The sequence below is a fragment of the Arthrobacter sp. CMU6 genome, from assembly GCF_059090205.1.
In genome coordinates, this window is sequence record NZ_JBNHFL010000008.1 from 66,464 (window position 1) to 82,600 (window position 16,137).

A 16,137-nucleotide genomic window follows, 5' to 3' on the forward strand; every position below is an offset into this window, starting at 1 on the left:
CGTGATGATCGTCAAATTCCGGCGCATAGGCTAGCCGCGGTACCGATTCAGGGATCCCCGCCGCAGGACAGCGGTGACTACTTCGGTTCCTGTGCCGCCCGCCTGTTGCATCGGCAGCCCGTCCGGCCCCCAGAAACCGCTCAGGCCGCAGGACGGCCCCAGCGGCGTGCGGCCGCCCAGGTTGGCAAGCACGCCGTACATGCGGTTGTCCATGGCCCGGGCGCCAAGATGCAGCCCCAGCCGGTGGCCTTCCTCCTGTGTGTAGAGCGCCGAGACGGCATATACGTCGGCTCCGGCAGCGGCAGCAGCGCCGGAGTGTGCCGGATGGGCGGCATCGAAGCAGATGGCCAGCGCGACCTTCCAGCCGTCCACGTCCAGCATCAGCGGTTCTGGACCTCCTTCAGACCGCGGCTCCTGCTCGAACCCAGGCCCCCGCTCCATCCCGGGACCTGTTTCGAACCCGGGACCCGCTTCAAAGAGGGACTCCTCCTCGCCGTGCAGGTGCGTCTTGAAGACAGCCTCTTCCGCGCCGTTCGGGTGGATGGCCAGGGATGCGAGCCGCGGCGTGCCGTCGCGGTCCCGGAAGGGCGCCCCGATGGCGGCGGTGATTCCTGTTCTGCGGCAGATCTCCCGGATCGGGTCCAGGCGGCGGTCCGCCGGCGCCACCCACTGGTCACCGCCCCGCCGGTCACTGCCCCGCGGCTGGCCTCCCGACACATCACTGCCCAGCGCACCATCACCCCGCCGGTCACCGCCGCGAAGCAGCTGCAAGTTGTACCCCGTGAGGGAGAGCTCGGGAAACAGCACCAGCCTGGCACCGTGCGAGTCGGCGTCCTCGATAAGGCGCACGTGCTCCGGCACATTGGCGTCGATGCCGCCGTCCAGGGCCGCGTACTGGATGACGGATACGGTCAGGGGTGCAGTCACGAGCCCATCCTAGGCGGGGTCTGCCCCCGAGCAGTACCGCTCTACGGCCGCCTCCCGCAACGATTCGGCCCACAGGGTGAGGCGCTGCGCGGCGCGGACGTAATGGAACAGTTCCGTGGGCGTCAGCGCATCGAGGTCCGCTTCGGAGAGCCGGCGGGCCAGCTCCGCCCCCGGCGCCTGGTCGGAGAGCGCAACACCCTCACGACCCCATTGGATGTCCTCGGCAGGCTCCCCCGCGACGAGCTGCCGAAAAAGAAAGTCCACCACGCCGGGGCTCATTGCCTTCAGCGGATCACCTTTTGGCGGGTCAGCCCTAGGCAGGTCACCCTTGGCCGGATCAGCCCTTGGCGGTTCAATCCTGGTTACAGCGCCCTTGAGGGCTTGGCCTTTGAGCCGGTTCCCACCAAGCCCGCGCCCTTCGAGCTGGTGGCCTGCCGGGCGCCCTGATGACTTCTTCATGCCCGAAATACTATTCGAACATATATTCGAATACAAGATCCTGCCGGGACTGGTCCTGAATGAGCGGCGGTACGGCACAGGCAGTCCGCACCACGTCTTGTCCTGTCCCGCCGGATCCCCGAGTGCTTCACTGGAAGGAACGACGGCGACCTGCCGCCTTCCGTCACCAGCCGGAGGTGCCCGAATGCGCAAGATAGTCCTGATGATGTCAGTCTCCTTGGATGGATTCTTCGAGGGGCTCGACCGGGACATCAGCTGGCATCTGGTGAACGATGAACTCCTCAGCCACCTCAACGAACGGTTCCGGACGATCAGTGCCTTTATGTCCGGGCGTATCACCCACGAGCTGATGGCCGGTTTCTGGCCCACCGCCGACCAGAATCCCGGCCTCTCGGCGCCCATGGTCGAGTTCGCCGGGATCTGGCGCGAGATGCCCAAGTTCGTGTTTTCGCGGACCCTCACGCAGACCGCATGGAACACGACCGTGATCCACGACGTCGTGCCTGAACAAATCACGGAACTGAAAGCCCAGCCCGGCGGCGACATCGCCCTGAGCGGCGCCAATTTGGCCTCCGCCTTCATGCGGCAGGGCCTGATCGACGAGTTCCGGATTCTCGTCCATCCCGTGGTCCTGGGGCGCGGCCGGCCGCTGTTCGAAGACCCCGATCTCGGGATGATCCTCAGGCTCGAGGGGACGCACTCGTTCGGCAACGGCGTTGTTTTGCTCCATTACGCGAGCGACGGTGGCTAAGGCCAGGAGACAGGGGTTCACGAAAAGCCGGCGGGCCTGGCGGATATGAGACGATCACACCATGACCTCGCGGAGCACAGCTGCATCTTCCAAGACAGCGAAGGGGCCAGCTACAGGCGTCCGACTGGCCGGTATTGATGCTGCCCGCGGCCTGGCCCTCCTTGGCATGATGGCCACCCACCTGCTCCCGACCTTCGAGCCCAACGCCGCGCTGACCCCGACCTGGGTGGGCCTGACGTTCTCCGGCCGCGCCGCCGCCCTGTTTGCCGTGCTCGCGGGAATCGGCCTCGCCCTCTCCACCGGCAAGCAACAGCCGGTGGACGGACCCGCGCTGACGGCGGCCCGGCGCGGCATTGCGATGCGCGCCCTGGTGATTGCCGTCGTCGGGCTCGCGCTCGGCGGGCTTGACGTCAACGTCGCGGTGATCCTGGTGCATTACGCCGTACTGTTCCTCTGCATCCTGCCGTTCGTTGGGCTGCGGGTGAAGGCGCTGTGCGCCTGGGCAGCGGGCTGGTTCCTGCTGTCCCCGCTGATCGCCTTCCTGCTTCGGCCCTGGCTCATGGCCGCAGATCCGCCGCTTCAGCTCAACCACAATCCGGGGTGGGAGGACCTCACCACCCCGGGCCAGCTGCTGGGCGACCTGTTCCTGACGGGGTACTACCCGGTATTCCAGTGGATCTCGTATCTGTTGGTGGGGCTCCTCATCGGCAGGCTCGCGCTGACCACGGCAATCGTTCCGGTGCTGCTGCTCGGCGGCACTGCCGTGGCGGCATTCTCCAAGGTCCTGGGCACCGCGGCGATGGAGCAGTGGGGCGGCCGCGCCGCCCTGCAGGGCATCCTCACGGACCCCAACTATCCGCTGGACAGCCTTCTGCAGGTCAATCTGGCCGGTGTCCGGCAGGAGGGGTCCTGGTGGTGGCTGGCCAGCAGCGCACCCCATTCCGGAACCACGCTGGACCTGCTGCACACCAGCGGCGTGGCGGCCGCCGTCGTGGGCCTTTGCCTTCTGGTGGGCAGGTTGGGACAGTGGCTGGCCCTGGACCTGCTGCTTCCGCTGCGCGGACCGGGCGCCATGACGCTGACGCTGTACACCGCCCACGTTTGCGTGGTGGCGTCGTTCCACCTCAAGCCATTGCCTGTGGGATGGACCGAGGACGGGATGTACTTCGCGCACGCAGCGCTGGCCGTGGTGATCGGAATGGTCTTCGTCATCCTCAAATGGCGCGGTCCGCTGGAATGGCTCGGGCACGCCGCCAACCAAGTGGGGCGGCACCAGCCGGCAAGGATCCGCTAGCGCGCCACAGCGTCGCCGGAGGCCCGGAACAGACGCACCGCATCGCGCATGGAGGAACGTGCCCGCTTCCGGTCACCCGACGCGTCATAGGCGCAGCTGAGCCGGAACCAGGACCGCCAGTCGTCCGGGGCGGCTTCTGTTTCCGCCCGGTACTTCTCGAACTCCTGGTCCGCGGCGGCCCGGATGATCCGGCCTGCCGGGGTGCGGGGCAGGTTGTCCTCCGGCAGGCCGCCTTCGGCTTCAAGCACACGTGCCATCTGTTCGGTCCGGGCGCCGAACAGAAGTTCCCGGATCAGGGCCCAGGCGCCGACCACCGGCAGCACGAGGTACGCGGCGCCGATGGCCTTGGCCACCGGCTGGGCGTCCGTAAGCAGCAGGATGGAGCGCTGCAAGGACACCACGAGATAGAAGACCAGCAGGAGCGTCACCGCGCCCACCCAGATCTTGGTGCGGTGTGTCTTCAGCCAGCCAAGAAACGGTTTCACTGCGTTACAGCCCCAGGTCCAGGTAGCCGTCCAGGCCAACGGTGAGCCCGGGATGGGCTGCGACATTCCGCACACCCAGAAGGACACCGGGCATGAACGAAGCCCGGTCGAACGAATCATGCCGGAGCGTCAGCTGCTCCCCCGGGCCGCCCAGCAGGACCTCCTGATGCGCCACGAGCCCCCGGAGCCGGACACTGTGCACGCGCACGCCGTCCACTTCGCAGCCGCGGGCGCCGGCCAGCTCAGTGGTAGTGGCATCCGGGCTGGGGCCCACGCCGGCCGCCTCGCGTTCCGCTGCCACCAACTGCGCGGTGCGCACGGCGGTACCCGACGGCGCGTCCACCTTGTCCGGGTGGTGGAGTTCGATGATCTCCACTGATTCGAAGTACTTGGACGCCTTGGCAGCGAACGCCGACGTGAGCACGGAGCCCAGGGCGAAGTTCGGGGCAATCAGCACACCGACCTCGGGGTGGCCCGCCAGCAGGGTCTCCAGCGACTCCAGCCTGCCCAGGTCCCAGCCCGTGGTGCCCACCACGGCATGCATGCCGTTTTCGATGGCGAAACGGACGTTCTCCTCGGTGCTCTCCGGAACCGTGAGGTCGACGACGTATTTGGCGCCGGCGTCGAGCAGGGAATCGAGGGAGTCACTGCGTCCCAGCGCAGCGACGAGCTTCATGTCGGGAGCGGCCTCCACAGCTTTGACGGCCTCGGCGCCCATGCGCCCGTTTGCGCCCAGAACGGCGACAGGAAGTTGTTGGGTCATGGGTTCAACACTACCGTTCGGGGGACCGCCGGACGGAACCGGGGCGCATGCGTTACCTCACGCGCGGGCCGCCTGCGTGCCCGGCCGAATGACCGGCGCGGACGTCGGTTATCCCCCGGCGCTGCCGTCCGTTATTCCCCGGCCCCGACCCACTCAACGGTGCCGTCGCTGAAGAACTGTTCCTTCCAGATCGGCACCTGCGCCTTGACCCGGTCCACCAGCTCGGAGCACACAGCGAAGGCCTGCCCGCGGTGGGCAGCCGATACCGCGCAGACGAGCGCGGGGTCGCCGATTTCCAGCGGCCCCACCCGGTGCGCGACCCAGATCCGGACCGGAGGAACGGTACCGGCGCCATCAGCATCGTCGGACGCGGCGCTGCCGGCCGACCCGGCCTGCTCTGCCACCAGCTGCGCCACGACGTCATCCAGCACCTTCCGGGCCGTGGGGTGGGCGCTGTAGCTGAGCCGGTCCACCGGCTTGCCGCCGTCGTGGTTCCGGACCACGCCGCTGAAGCTGACCACCGCCCCGGCAGTGTCCGACTCCACGGCGGCGATGGCCTGGTCCACGGAGATCGGTTCGGTGCTGAGCACCGCGGTTACTACTTCGAACGAAGCCTCAGTGGCCATGTCCGCCCTCCAACTGGTCGCACAGGTGCCCGATCACCGGGTCCAGGACGGAGAGGCCGTCCATGACCCCCTTCGGTGATCCGGGCAGGTTAATGATGAAAGTCCGGCCCGCAGAACCGGCGTATCCGCGGCTCAGCATGGCATGCGGCGTCTTCGCCGTTCCAAACTGTCGGATCCCCTCCATGAGGCCGGGGATTTCGCGGTCGAGCAGCGGCAGCGTCATTTCCGGTGTTCGGTCGTCCGGGCTCAGGCCGGTCCCGCCGCTGGTGATCACGACGGCGGGTTCCTGGGTCAGGAGCGCGCGGATCGCCGCGCCCACCGGCTCGCCGTCGGGCACCACCATAACGGGATACGGCACGAAACCGTGTTCGGTGAGCCAGTCGGTGATGACGGGCCCCGTCTCGTCCGGATAGACGCCGGAGGCGGCACGTGTTGAGGCAATGACGACGCCGGCCTTCCGGCCCTGCACCTCGCCGTGGACGTGCGGCGCCGCGGTTGCCGAAGGGTGGTTGCTCACAGGGCCCAGTCCCCGCTCTTGCCGCCGCTCTTGGCCAGCACCCTGATGTCCGTGAGGACGGCGTGCTTGTCCACGGCCTTGATCATGTCGTAGACGCTCAGCGCCGCCACGGAGGCGGCAGTCAGGGCCTCCATTTCGACGCCGGTCACGCCCCGGGTCTTGACCGTGGCCAGGATATCCACGCTCTCCGGACCGAGTTCGAAGTCGACAGTGACTTTCGAAATCGGGAGCGGGTGGCACAGCGGGATCAGCTCGGGGGTTTTCTTGGCCGCCATGATGCCGGCGACCCGGGCCACTGCCAGGGCATCGCCCTTGGGCAGGCCGCCGGTGCCCAGCAGCGCCAGGACCTCGGCGGTGCTGCGGACCGTCGCCGTGGCCGTGGCCTCGCGCGTGGTTTCCGGTTTTCCTGAGACGTCCACCATCTGGGCCGTGCCGTCACGGCGCAGGTGGGTCAGGGCGCCGTGGTCATTTTCTGCAGTCACAACATCCATACTTCCACCTCGGCGCCCTCCTCGAGTGCGGCAGTGCCCACGGGCACGTGGACCAGGGCATTTGAGTGGGCCAGGGCCTGCACCAGATGCGAGCTTTCGCCGCCCTGCAGCCGGACGGTGCCGTCGCCCTGCAGGGACCCCCGCCGGACCTGGTGCTTGCCGGCCGGGGAGGACAGCGCCTGGGCCAGCCGCGCCCGGAGCGCGGGCCTGGGGGCGGGCGCTCCGAACAGTTCGCCCAACACCGGGCGGAGGAACATCTCAAAGGAGACAAGGCAGCTGACCGGGTTCCCCGGGAACGCAAGGAGGGGGACGCCGTCGAACGTTCCCAGCCCCTGGGGGCCGCCGGGCTGCATCGCAAGGTGCTGGAACGCGACGTCCTGGCCATCCATGGCCTGGCGCACCACCTCATACGCGCCCTTGCTCACTCCCCCGGTGGTGACAATCAGGTCCACGGCGGACGTGTGGGTGCGCAGCAGCGTCCGCAGGGCCTCCGGGCTGTCGGCGGATATGCCCGCCCTGGTCACGTCAAGCCCCGCCTGCCGCAGCGCGGACTCCAGGAGGGTGCCGTTGGCGTCATAGATCTTGCCGTCGCCCAGCGGTTGCCCGGGTTCCACCACTTCGTCGCCGGTGGTGACCAGCAGGACCGAAAGCTGCTTGCGCACCAGTACCTCGGGCAGCCCCAGCGCGGCGAGCAGGCCCAGCTGCGCCGGGCCCAGGCAGGTGCCCGCGGCCAATGCCTGTTGACCCGCCTCTATGTCGCTCCCGGCCATGCGGATGAATGTTCCGGCTGCCGTGGCCGGCAGCCTCACCTCAGCCTCTGCCCCTGCGGCCGGAAAGATGGAAGGGACGGCCCGTTCAATGGGTACGACGGCGTCTGCCCCGTCGGGCACCATGGCACCGGTCATGATGGGGACAGCGGTGCCCGGCTGCAGGGGTGCTGGTTTCGCCCCGGCCGGAACCGGAGCGGCCACGCGCAGGTCCGCCCCGCCGTCGGGCACGTCCCCGGAGCGGATGGCAAAGCCATCCATCTGGGAGTTCGGAAACGGGGGCAGGCTCAGCGGTGCGGTGATGTCCTCGGCGAGTCCGCGGCCGAGGGCCTGGACCAGCGGGAGCCTGTCGGTCCGCGCCGGGGACAGCAGCGGTTGGAGGAGCTCCCTGACCGCCTGCCGGTGGTCTGCAACGCTGCGGTGGGCGCCGTGGTCTGGCTTGCCGTGGTCGTGGGTGCCGGCGTCGGCGTCGGCGGAGGGTGTGGCAGCGCCGGCGTCGGGTGCGGCGTCAGCGCTGGATCGTACGGCGGCGTTGCCGTGCGGCTGCGAATGGGTGTGCATGGTCGGGCCTTTGGTGGGCTACGTCTTCACGTCCACTCTAATGGTGTGAAAGCCGGTGGCACCGTCCGGCGCCACCGACCGCTGTTCCTCCGTCTGCGCGGTACCTTTCAGGTCCGTGGCCCGTACCTGGACCTCGTGCTGCCCGGGCTGCAGGTCAACGCCGAGCTGCCACTGATACCACGTGTCCACCGAGATGCCCGGAGCAAGCCGGGCCGGCTGCCAGCTGCCACGGTCCACACGCAGCTCCACCTTGCCGATTCCGGTGTGCTGCTCCCAGGCCACACCGCCGAACACCACGGTCCCGGCCGGTACCGAGGCACCGTTCCTGGGCACGTCGATCCGGGATGAGATCTTGATGGGGCCGCGCTCGGACCAGCCGCGCGGCGTCCAGTAGGCAACGTCGTCGGCGAACCTGGTGACCTTGAGTTCGGTGAGCCACTTGGTGGCGGAAACATACCCGTACAGCCCAGGGACGACCATCCGCACGGGGAAGCCGTGTTCGAGCGGCAGCGGCTCGCCGTTCATGCCCACAGCGAGCAGCGCATCACGGCGGTCGGTGAGCACCTCCAGCGGCGTGCTGGCCGTGAAGCCGTCCGAGCTTCGGGACAGGACCATGTCCGCGTCCGGCCTCGGACCGGCCATCGCCAACAGCTCCCGCACCGGCCAGCCCAGCCAGCGGGCGTTGCCGATCAGGTCGCCGCCCACCTCGTTGGATACGCAGGCGAGGGTCACGTGCCGTTCGATCAGGGGTTTCGCCAGCAGGTCCGCGAAGGAGATCTCGACGTCCCGTTCCACCAGTCCGGTGACCTTGAGCCTCCACTCGCGGGAGTCAAGGACGGGGACGGACAGTGCGGTGTCAATGCGGTAGAAGTCGGGGTTGGGCGTGACCAGCGGGGCCACCCCGGCCAGCCGGAGGTCGGCACCGGCCGGGATGGGCGGCGCCGGAGATCGCGGTACAGGCAGCCGCAGGGTCCGGCGGACCTCGTTGACGCCGGCGGCCCCGCCACGCCAGACGGTGACGAGTGCGCCGCCCACCAGCACGCCGGCGGCGGTGCCTCCCAGCAGCTGGAAGAAGCCCCGCCGTGCAGCGCCCGGGTCAGCATCTCCGCCCACGTGTGCACCAGCCAGGCGCCTGACCAGCTTCAGCAGCACCGCGATCCCGATCCCGGCCGCCATGAGCGGGAGAACGACGGCGGCGGCGGTCACCTGGGCGCGGGTCAGGACCGCGGCCAGGCCCACGACGCCGAACACGGCAAAGACAGCGGCACCCGCGAAGCGCCGGCGCAGCTCGAGGACACCTGCCGCGGCGGCGAAAGCGGCGATTCCCAGTGCCATGCCGGCCAGCAGCGCCAGCTTGTCCGCTGTTCCGAAGAGGGCCACCGCCCAGTCCTTGACGCCGGGCGGGACTGAGTCGATGATGGCGCCGCCCAGCGCTGTCATCGTTGAAAGTGAAGGGCTGACGAAGCCGGCGATGAGTTCGCTGGCGACGAGTCCGGTGCCTGCCGCAACCACACCTGCGGCCGCCGCCCACCGGCGCCGGTGCAGGCTTGGCTCATGGGACCCGTTCACCCTTCCAGCATAGGTTCAGCATTGTTTTCCGGCACGGGCACACTGCCGCGCCGCATCGCCATCAGCGGGGTTGCAGCCGCAGCCCGGTCACGAAACGCGACGGATGTGATCGGCGGCCCGGGGTGGCGTAGCCTGAAGTCATGAGTGTTCAGCTTGGCATACCTCAGCTCCGTGAAGGAGGCGCACCCGGTTCCGGTTCGCAGCCCCTTCCGGCTGCGCCCGCGGCCGGGGTCCCGGCCCGCCGCCCGGCTGACGCTCCTGCCGGCCTCGCGGACCGCTACGGCCGCCGGGCCACAGACATGCGGCTTTCGCTCACGGACAAATGCAACCTCCGTTGTACCTACTGCATGCCGGCCGAGGGGCTGGAGTGGCTCGCCAAGCAGGCAGTCATGACCGGCGAGGAAATCGTGCGGATCGTGGGCATCGGCGTGAACCTGCTGGGCGTGCGAGAGCTGCGCCTGACCGGCGGCGAGCCGCTGGTCCGGGCCGACCTCGTCGACGTCATCAGTGCGCTGCGCCAGGCCCACCCCGAGCTTCCGATTTCCATGACGACGAACGGCGTGGGCCTGGACCGGAAAGCTGCAGCCCTCAAGGCCGCCGGCCTGACCCGCATCAACGTCTCCCTGGACTCGCTGCACGAGGAAACCTTCACCAAGCTGACCCGGCGCCCGTTCCTGGACCGGGTGCTCGCCGGGGTGGATGCCGCCTGGGCTGCCGGGCTGGGACCCGTGAAGCTCAACGCCGTGCTGATGCGGGGCATCAACGACACCGAATCGCCGTCCCTCCTCGCCTGGGCGCTGGAGCGCGGCTACGAACTGCGGTTCATCGAGCAGATGCCCCTGGACGCCGACCACGGCTGGACCCGCCGGAACATGATCACCGCGGCCGAGATCCGGGAACTCCTCTCCCGGGAGTTCGTGCTGAGCCCTGATCCGCGCGCCCGCGACGGCGCGCCGGCGGAGCGCTTTGAAGTACGACGCCGGGCTGCCGGTTCCGGAGTTTCAGCAGGTTCCGCTGATGCAACCGGCGCCGCAGACTCACACGGCCCGGTGCTGGGAACCGTGGGGATCATTGCCTCGGTCACCGAGCCGTTCTGCTCCGACTGCCGGCGGACGCGGATCACCGCCGAGGGCAAGATCATGAGCTGCCTCTTCTCCCGCGAGGAATTCGACCTGCTCGGCCTGCTGAGGCAAGGGGCCAGCGACGAGCAGGTCGCCGAACGCTGGCAGGATGCCATGTGGCTGAAGCCCAAAGCCCACGGTATGGACCACGTGGGACTCGACGCTCCGGACTTCGTCCAGCCGGACCGCAGCATGAGCGCCATCGGAGGCTAATCCTTGAACGTACGATACTTCGCTGCCGCGCGCGCCGCGGCAGGCGTCGATGAAGAGCGCTTCGAGCTTCCCGCCGGTTCCACGGTGGAGTCGCTCCTCGCTGCCGTGCTCAACGTCGAACGCCCCGAGCCTCCGGCCGGGACGCCGCCGCTGGACAGGATCCTGGCCCGCAGTAGCTTCCTGCTGAACGAGGTCGCCGTCCGGGACCGGACCACCGTCCTGGCAGCCGGCGACGTGGTGGACGTTCTGCCGCCCTTCGCCGGCGGATAACCAGCTAAGCGGCACTGCCTAAACGGTACGGCGCCGGGTGGCACGGCCGGGTGCCGGGACCTACCATGGCACTACCTCGCCATTCCACCGCGCCGGAAGAGACCGCGCGGGGATGGAACGCACCCGGACTGGAACGCACCGGGAATGGGGGCAGAGGCTGGCCAAAGGAGACCGGAAATGTTCACCCTGCAAATTGAGCACGCCGTCAAGGATTTCGACATGTGGAAGGCGGCCTTTGACCGCGACCCCGCGGACCGGGCGGGCTCCGGCGTCGTAGCCCACCGGATCGGCCGCCCGGTGGAGGACGACCGGTACATCGTGGTGGAACTGGACTTCGAGCGGCGCGACCAGGCCGAGGCGTTCCTGGCCAAGCTAAGCGAAAATGTATGGAACTCCCCCGACGTTGCCCCGGCCCTGGCTGGCTCCCCGCAGACACGGGTCATCGAACGGGTGGGCTGAGGCGCCCCTCTAAGCGCGGTGGCAGATCGAGGTCATGAACGGCTGGAAGTCCTGGGCCTCCCCCAGCCGCAGTTCGGCCGTGTGGGTCAGCACCCCTTCGTCCACCCTGAACGTGTGCCGGGCCGTGCCGCGGTCGCTGTGCCGCTCCACCGTGAGGGTCGAGTCGTGCCAGACACCACGGGCAGGGGCCGCCGGGGGCCTGCCCATGCTGTCAACGTAGTACCACAGCGTCTCGTCGTGGTCCGGGTCCACTGTGAAGACCCCGTGCCCCTCGAAGTGTGTGCCGTCGGCTTCGGTGTGGCGGTAGGACTGCACGACGGCGAACCCTCCCGCCGCGCGCGTGAAGGTCACCTCCGCGGTGGCCGTGCGGGCCGGACCCCACGGCGAGGCAGCCAGTTCGGTGGTTCCCAGCCAGCGGCCGACGAAGATCTCAAGCGCCTCGTGCGCTGTTCCCGGCTGCGGCTGATCCATCGTATCTCCGAGGGCTCAGAGCCCGAAGGTTTCCGATTCGTCGAAGGGGCCGACCACCGTCACGGTCCGGGGCGCCGCGGCCAGCTCGCTGGCCAGTTCCTGGACCTGTTCCGCGGTCACGGCCTTGATGAGGCGCAGGGTCTCGTCGATGTCCTGGTATTCACCGGAGACTAGCTCGGCGCGGCCTAGCCGGGACATCCGGGAGCCGGTGTCCTCGAGGGCCAGGACGATCCCGCCGCAGAGCTGCCCCACCGCCTTGCGGAGCTCGTCCTCGGAAATGCCGCCGGCCGAGAGACTGTCGAGTTCGGCGCCGAGGAGTTCCAGGACCTGGCGGACCTTGGTGGGCGTGCAGCCCGCATACATGCCGAAGTAGCCGGCGTCGGCGTAGGACGAGGCGAAGGAATAGGTGGAGTACACGAGACCGCGCTTCTCGCGGATCTCCTGGAACAGCCGGGACGACATCCCGCCGCCAAGCACCGCGTTCAGCACGCTCATGACATAGCGGCGTTCATCGGTGGCCACAATGGTGGGGCAGCCCATGATGATGTTGGCCTGTTCCACCGGACGGGTTACCACGTGCAGCCCCGCGGTTCCGGTGATCTCTGCGCGTTCGGTGGAGCGCCGCTCCACGGGAGCCGCCCCGGGCTCAAGCGACCACCCGGCTGAGTGGAGCGCATCCACCACAAGCCGGCAGACGACGTCGTGCTCCAACCCGCCGGCGGCGGTGATCACGAGCTCGTCCGGGCGGTAGTAGCGGCGGTAATGGTCCCAGACGGAATCACGCGCCACGGCGCGGATGGCGTCCGGAGTGCCGCCGATGGGGCGCCCCAGTGGATGGGTGCCGAGCACGGCGGCCACGAAGTGCTCATGCGCGACGTCCGTGGGGTCATCGCTGTCCATGGCGATTTCCTCGAGGATGACGTCCCGCTCCTGCTCCATCTCGGCGGGGTCCAGCACGGCGCCGGTGATCATGTCGGCGATGACGTCGATGGCCATCGGCAGGTCCGTATCCAGCACGCGGGCGAAGTAGCAGGTGCTCTCCTTCGCGGTGGCGGCATTGGATTCGCCACCCACCTCGTCAAAAGCGGAAGCGATTTCCAGGGCGGTGCGCCGCTTGGTGCCCTTGAACAGCAGATGCTCAAGGAAATGCGTCGAGCCGTGCTGTCCGGGAGCCTCATCGCGGGACCCCACGCCCACCCAGAATCCGATGGTGGCTGAACGCTGCCCCGGCATGGCCTCTGTCAGGACGCGCACCCCGCCGGGGAGGACCGAGCGGCGGACTTCCGAACCGCCGTCGGCTCCGTGGATCAGGGTGTCGCCGGGGTGGTTCTGCTCCAGCGGCAGGGGTACGACAGTCATCAAGGCCTTTCGGGAAGCGGAGCCAAATCTGCCTGCAATCGTACCAGCGGGCCCGCCGTCGGCGAGGCTGTGAGGTGGGCTGTTTTGCCGCCGCAAGCGGGGGGTGGGTGCGGGTTAAACGGGGCGGGGCCGGTGGTACAACCAACGGCCCCGCCCTGATGGGATCCGGCAGCACGCAGCTGCCGGAGCCCGGAACTACTCGGAGGCGTCCGAGCCTTCTGCCGAAGCGGAAGCGGAAACGCGCTCGGCTTCGCCGGCGCCTTCTTCTTCAGCCACAACCGGCGACAGGGACAGCTTTCCGCGGTCGTCGATCTTGGTGATCTCGACCTGGATCTTCTGGCCCACGGAGACGACATCCTCAACGTTGTCCACGCGCTTGCCGCTGGCGAGCTTGCGCAGCTCGGAGATGTGCAGCAGGCCGTCCTTGCCCGGGGTCAGGGAAATGAACGCACCGAACGTGGTGGTCTTGACCACGGTGCCCAGGTAGCGTTCGCCGATCTCGGGAACCTGCGGGTTGGCGATGGCGTTGATTGCCGAGCGGGCGGCATCTGCCGACGGGCCGTCGGTGGCGCCGATGTACACGGTGCCGTCGTCCTCGATGGAGATGTCCGCGCCGGTGTCCTCCTGGATCTGGTTGATCATCTTGCCCTTGGGGCCGATGACCTCGCCGATCTTGTCCACGGGGATCTTGACGGCGATGACGCGCGGCGCGAACTCGGAGAGCTCGTCCGGGGTGTCGATCGCGGCGTTGATGACCTCGAGGATGTGGAGGCGGGCTTCGCGTGCCTGCTTCAGCGCTGCTGCCAGCACCGACGCGGGGATGCCGTCGAGCTTGGTGTCCAGCTGGATGGCGGTCACGAACTCGGCGGTGCCGGCAACCTTGAAGTCCATGTCGCCGAAGGCATCTTCGGCGCCGAGGATGTCAGTCAGCGCGGCGTAGCGGGTCTGGCCGTCCACCTCGTCGGAGACCAGGCCCATGGCGATGCCGGCAACGGCAGCCTTCAGCGGCACACCGGCGTTGAGCATGGACAGCGTCGAGGCGCACACCGAGCCCATGGAGGTGGAGCCGTTGGAGCCGAGGGCTTCGGACACCTGGCGGATGGCGTACGGGAACTCCTCGCGGGACGGCAGCACCGGGACGAGTGCGCGCTCGGCCAGGGCACCGTGACCGATTTCGCGGCGCTTCGGGGAACCGACGCGGCCGGTTTCACCGGTGGAGTACGGCGGGAAGTTGTAGTTGTGCATGTAGCGCTTGCGCGTTACCGGCGACAGCGAGTCGATCTGCTGTTCCATCTTGAGCATGTTCAGCGTGGTGACACCCATGATCTGGGTCTCGCCGCGTTCGAAGATGGCGGAGCCGTGAACGCGCGGCAGGACCTCGACCTCGGCGGTGAGCTGGCGGATGTCCGTCAGGCCTCGGCCGTCGATGCGGATCTGGTCCTTGAGGATGCGCTGGCGGACCACGTGCTTGGTCACCGAGCGGAAGGCTGCGGACAGCTCCTTCTCGCGTCCTTCGAACTGCTCGGCGAGGGAGCCAACAACCTCGTCCTTCAGCTCGTCGGCTGCGTTGTCGCGGTCCTGCTTGTCGGCGATCTGGAAGACAGCGGTGAGCTTCTCCGTTGCAGCGGCCTCGACGGCGGCGTACACGTCGTCCTGGTAGTCCAGGAATACGGGGAACTCGACGGTGGGCTTGGCGGCGCGGGCTGCCAGGTCCTGCTGGGCTTCGCAGAGTGCCTTGATGAACGGCTTTGCAGCCTCCAGGCCCTCGGAAACAACCTCTTCGGTGGGGGCGGTGGCGCCCTGTTCCTTGATGAGGTTCCAGGAGTTGTCCGTGGCTTCGGCCTCGACCATCATGATGGCGACGTCGTCACCGGCAACGCGGCCGGCAACGACCATGTTGAACACGGAGTTCTCAAGCTGGGAGTGCTTCGGGAAGGCAACCCACTGCGAACCCTGCTCGTCGGCGACGAGGGCAACGCGGACGCCGCCGATCGGGCCGGAGAACGGCAGGCCGGACAGCTGGGTGGACATCGAGGAGGCGTTGATGGCCACGACGTCGTAAAGCTCGTCCGGGTTGATCGCCAGAACGGTGACGACGATCTGGACCTCGTTGCGCAGGCCCTTGACGAACGCGGGGCGCAGCGGGCGGTCCATCAGGCGGCAGGCCAGGATGGCTTCCGTGGACGGGCGTCCTTCACGGCGGAAGAACGAGCCCGGGATGCGGCCGGCGGCGTACATGCGCTCTTCGACGTCCACCGTCAGGGGGAAGAAGTCGAAGCCTTCACGCGGGTGCTTGCCTGCGGTGGTGGCGGAGAGCAGCGCGGTGTCTTCGTCGATGTACACCATGGCTGCGCCGGCTGCCTGCTTGGCAAGACGGCCGGTTTCGAAGCGGATTACACGCTTGCCGAAGCGGCCATTGTCAATGACTGCTTCTGAGAACTGGATTTCGGGACCCTCCAAGAGAGTCACCTCCGTTTCCTATGTAACGGAAGTCCAGCCGCATCAACCCAGCCCAGCATCTGTCTACTGGCCCTTGCACCCGGTCATCGATCGAGACCCACGGGCCGGCTTCAGTCAGCGAAGCTTCCCGGGGATCACTACCGAGGACCGCGAATGCGTGATGCGGTTGATCCTCCTGTTTAGTTTTTATGTACTGATGGGGCGGCCCGTTCCCGCAGGAAAGGGCCGCCCCCAAACCAGACTAGCGGCGCAGGCCGAGACGCTCGATGAGCGAACGGTAGCGGGCGATGTCAGTGTTCTTCAGGTAGGTCAGCATGCGCTTGCGGCGACCAACCATGGCCAGCAGACCGCGCTGGGTGTGGAAGTCGTGCTTGTGCTCCTTCATGTGCTCAGTCAGATCCTTGATCCGCTGAGTCAGGACCGCAATCTGGACCTCCGGCGAACCGGTGTCGCCCTCGGACGTTGCGTATTCCTTGATGATGGACTGCTTTACGGCGGCGTCAAGTGCCACAATAACTCCTAGAGATGTGCCGTGAGGCCCGAGTCAGTACTTCACTGCCGGGGGTGCCGGCGC

At 68.0% G+C, this 16,137-nt stretch carries 18 protein-coding genes; 5 read left to right on the forward strand and 13 right to left on the reverse strand.

Annotated features, from left to right (window positions below; translation table 11 throughout):
* Positions 1 to 30 precede the first annotated feature (30 nt).
* Both AC5RWD_RS07425 and AC5RWD_RS07430 read right to left on the reverse strand, forming a co-directional pair.
* Complete coding sequence (locus AC5RWD_RS07425) at positions 31 to 927, reverse strand: carbon-nitrogen hydrolase family protein (RefSeq protein WP_494019402.1); 897 nt, start codon at positions 925 to 927, stop codon at positions 31 to 33.
* Positions 928 to 936: 9 nt separating this feature from the next.
* On the reverse strand, positions 937 to 1,386 hold the full coding sequence (locus tag AC5RWD_RS07430) for a hypothetical protein (protein ID WP_494019403.1): 450 nt from the start codon (positions 1,384 to 1,386) through the stop codon (positions 937 to 939).
* A gap of 184 nt (positions 1,387 to 1,570) precedes the next feature.
* Here AC5RWD_RS07430 and AC5RWD_RS07435 point away from each other — a divergent pair, with 184 nt between their 5' ends.
* Positions 1,571 to 2,137 (forward strand): dihydrofolate reductase family protein, encoded by a 567-nt coding sequence (locus AC5RWD_RS07435; RefSeq protein WP_494019404.1) that lies wholly within the window; start codon positions 1,571 to 1,573, stop codon positions 2,135 to 2,137.
* Between the two features lie 61 nt (positions 2,138 to 2,198).
* Positions 2,199 to 3,431: a heparan-alpha-glucosaminide N-acetyltransferase domain-containing protein gene (locus AC5RWD_RS07440; protein WP_494019405.1), complete on the forward strand. Its 1,233-nt coding sequence runs from the start codon at positions 2,199 to 2,201 to the stop codon at positions 3,429 to 3,431.
* Here AC5RWD_RS07440 and AC5RWD_RS07445 read toward each other — a convergent pair.
* From AC5RWD_RS07445 to AC5RWD_RS07475, 7 genes are all read right to left on the reverse strand, one after another.
* Positions 3,428 to 3,916 (reverse strand): hypothetical protein, encoded by a 489-nt coding sequence (locus AC5RWD_RS07445; protein WP_494019406.1) that lies wholly within the window; start codon positions 3,914 to 3,916, stop codon positions 3,428 to 3,430. The two genes, AC5RWD_RS07440 and AC5RWD_RS07445, sit on opposite strands and share 4 nt — an antisense overlap.
* A 4-nt stretch (positions 3,917 to 3,920) precedes the next feature.
* The gene (gene dapB / locus AC5RWD_RS07450) at positions 3,921 to 4,679 is read right to left on the reverse strand and encodes a 4-hydroxy-tetrahydrodipicolinate reductase (RefSeq protein WP_494019407.1); all 759 of its coding nucleotides are present in this window, start codon (positions 4,677 to 4,679) and stop codon (positions 3,921 to 3,923) included.
* Positions 4,680 to 4,810: 131 nt separating this feature from the next.
* Positions 4,811 to 5,305, reverse strand: a complete 495-nt coding sequence (locus AC5RWD_RS07455) for a molybdenum cofactor biosynthesis protein MoaE (protein ID WP_494019408.1) — start codon at positions 5,303 to 5,305, stop codon at positions 4,811 to 4,813.
* The gene (locus AC5RWD_RS07460) at positions 5,295 to 5,822 is read right to left on the reverse strand and encodes a MogA/MoaB family molybdenum cofactor biosynthesis protein (RefSeq protein WP_494019409.1); all 528 of its coding nucleotides are present in this window, start codon (positions 5,820 to 5,822) and stop codon (positions 5,295 to 5,297) included. The genes AC5RWD_RS07455 and AC5RWD_RS07460 overlap by 11 nt, the downstream gene beginning before the upstream one ends.
* On the reverse strand, positions 5,819 to 6,313 hold the full coding sequence (gene moaC / locus AC5RWD_RS07465; RefSeq protein ID WP_494019410.1) for a cyclic pyranopterin monophosphate synthase MoaC: 495 nt from the start codon (positions 6,311 to 6,313) through the stop codon (positions 5,819 to 5,821). The genes AC5RWD_RS07460 and moaC overlap by 4 nt, the downstream gene beginning before the upstream one ends.
* Positions 6,301 to 7,641 carry a molybdopterin molybdotransferase MoeA gene (locus tag AC5RWD_RS07470; RefSeq protein WP_494019411.1) on the reverse strand — a complete coding sequence of 447 codons (1,341 nt, stop codon included), beginning with the start codon at positions 7,639 to 7,641 and terminating at the stop codon, positions 6,301 to 6,303. Before AC5RWD_RS07470 ends, moaC begins: the two co-directional genes overlap by 13 nt.
* An 18-nt stretch (positions 7,642 to 7,659) precedes the next feature.
* A complete protein-coding gene (locus AC5RWD_RS07475) occupies positions 7,660 to 9,081 on the reverse strand; it encodes a molybdopterin-dependent oxidoreductase (RefSeq protein WP_494019492.1) in 1,422 nt (473 codons plus the stop codon).
* A gap of 269 nt (positions 9,082 to 9,350) precedes the next feature.
* Between AC5RWD_RS07475 and moaA the strand changes: the two genes are divergently transcribed.
* From moaA to AC5RWD_RS07490, 3 genes are all read left to right on the forward strand, one after another.
* Positions 9,351 to 10,544: a GTP 3',8-cyclase MoaA gene (gene moaA, locus AC5RWD_RS07480; protein ID WP_494019412.1), complete on the forward strand. Its 1,194-nt coding sequence runs from the start codon at positions 9,351 to 9,353 to the stop codon at positions 10,542 to 10,544.
* 3 nt (positions 10,545 to 10,547) lie between these two features.
* The gene (locus AC5RWD_RS07485) at positions 10,548 to 10,814 is read left to right on the forward strand and encodes a MoaD/ThiS family protein (protein ID WP_494019413.1); all 267 of its coding nucleotides are present in this window, start codon (positions 10,548 to 10,550) and stop codon (positions 10,812 to 10,814) included.
* A 177-nt stretch (positions 10,815 to 10,991) separates the two neighbouring features.
* A complete protein-coding gene (locus tag AC5RWD_RS07490) occupies positions 10,992 to 11,273 on the forward strand; it encodes a hypothetical protein (protein ID WP_494019414.1) in 282 nt (93 codons plus the stop codon).
* Positions 11,274 to 11,282: 9 nt separating this feature from the next.
* Here the strand turns inward: AC5RWD_RS07490 and AC5RWD_RS07495 are convergent, their stop codons facing one another.
* The 4 genes from AC5RWD_RS07495 to rpsO all read right to left on the reverse strand — a co-directional run bounded on the left by AC5RWD_RS07495 (position 11,283) and on the right by rpsO (position 16,074).
* Positions 11,283 to 11,744 (reverse strand): DUF1579 family protein, encoded by a 462-nt coding sequence (locus AC5RWD_RS07495; protein WP_494019415.1) that lies wholly within the window; start codon positions 11,742 to 11,744, stop codon positions 11,283 to 11,285.
* 15 nt (positions 11,745 to 11,759) lie between these two features.
* Complete coding sequence (locus tag AC5RWD_RS07500) at positions 11,760 to 13,103, reverse strand: M16 family metallopeptidase (protein ID WP_494019416.1); 1,344 nt, start codon at positions 13,101 to 13,103, stop codon at positions 11,760 to 11,762.
* A gap of 195 nt (positions 13,104 to 13,298) precedes the next feature.
* On the reverse strand, positions 13,299 to 15,563 hold the full coding sequence (locus AC5RWD_RS07505) for a polyribonucleotide nucleotidyltransferase (protein WP_494019493.1): 2,265 nt from the start codon (positions 15,561 to 15,563) through the stop codon (positions 13,299 to 13,301).
* A 241-nt stretch (positions 15,564 to 15,804) separates the two neighbouring features.
* Complete coding sequence (gene rpsO, locus AC5RWD_RS07510) at positions 15,805 to 16,074, reverse strand: 30S ribosomal protein S15 (RefSeq protein WP_003798808.1); 270 nt, start codon at positions 16,072 to 16,074, stop codon at positions 15,805 to 15,807.
* Positions 16,075 to 16,137: the final 63 nt, after the last annotated feature.

Bases quoted from the DNA above. Each gene is read 5' to 3' on its own strand.
- AC5RWD_RS07430 (WP_494019403.1), bottom strand. From the start codon at position 1,386: ATGAAGAAGTCATCAGGGCGCCCGGCAGGCCACCAGCTCGAAGGGCGC.
- AC5RWD_RS07435 (WP_494019404.1), top strand. From the start codon at position 1,571: ATGCGCAAGATAGTCCTGATGATGTCAGTCTCCTTGGATGGATTCTTC.
- AC5RWD_RS07440 (WP_494019405.1), top strand. From the start codon at position 2,199: ATGACCTCGCGGAGCACAGCTGCATCTTCCAAGACAGCGAAGGGGCCA.
- dapB (WP_494019407.1), bottom strand. From the start codon at position 4,679: ATGACCCAACAACTTCCTGTCGCCGTTCTGGGCGCAAACGGGCGCATG.
- AC5RWD_RS07455 (WP_494019408.1), bottom strand. From the start codon at position 5,305: ATGGCCACTGAGGCTTCGTTCGAAGTAGTAACCGCGGTGCTCAGCACC.
- moaC (WP_494019410.1), bottom strand. From the start codon at position 6,313: ATGGATGTTGTGACTGCAGAAAATGACCACGGCGCCCTGACCCACCTG.
- AC5RWD_RS07470 (WP_494019411.1), bottom strand. From the start codon at position 7,641: ATGCACACCCATTCGCAGCCGCACGGCAACGCCGCCGTACGATCCAGC.
- AC5RWD_RS07475 (WP_494019492.1), bottom strand. From the start codon at position 9,081: ATGACAGCGCTGGGCGGCGCCATCATCGACTCAGTCCCGCCCGGCGTC.
- moaA (WP_494019412.1), top strand. From the start codon at position 9,351: ATGAGTGTTCAGCTTGGCATACCTCAGCTCCGTGAAGGAGGCGCACCC.
- AC5RWD_RS07490 (WP_494019414.1), top strand. From the start codon at position 10,992: ATGTTCACCCTGCAAATTGAGCACGCCGTCAAGGATTTCGACATGTGG.
- AC5RWD_RS07495 (WP_494019415.1), bottom strand. From the start codon at position 11,744: ATGGATCAGCCGCAGCCGGGAACAGCGCACGAGGCGCTTGAGATCTTC.
- AC5RWD_RS07500 (WP_494019416.1), bottom strand. From the start codon at position 13,103: ATGACTGTCGTACCCCTGCCGCTGGAGCAGAACCACCCCGGCGACACC.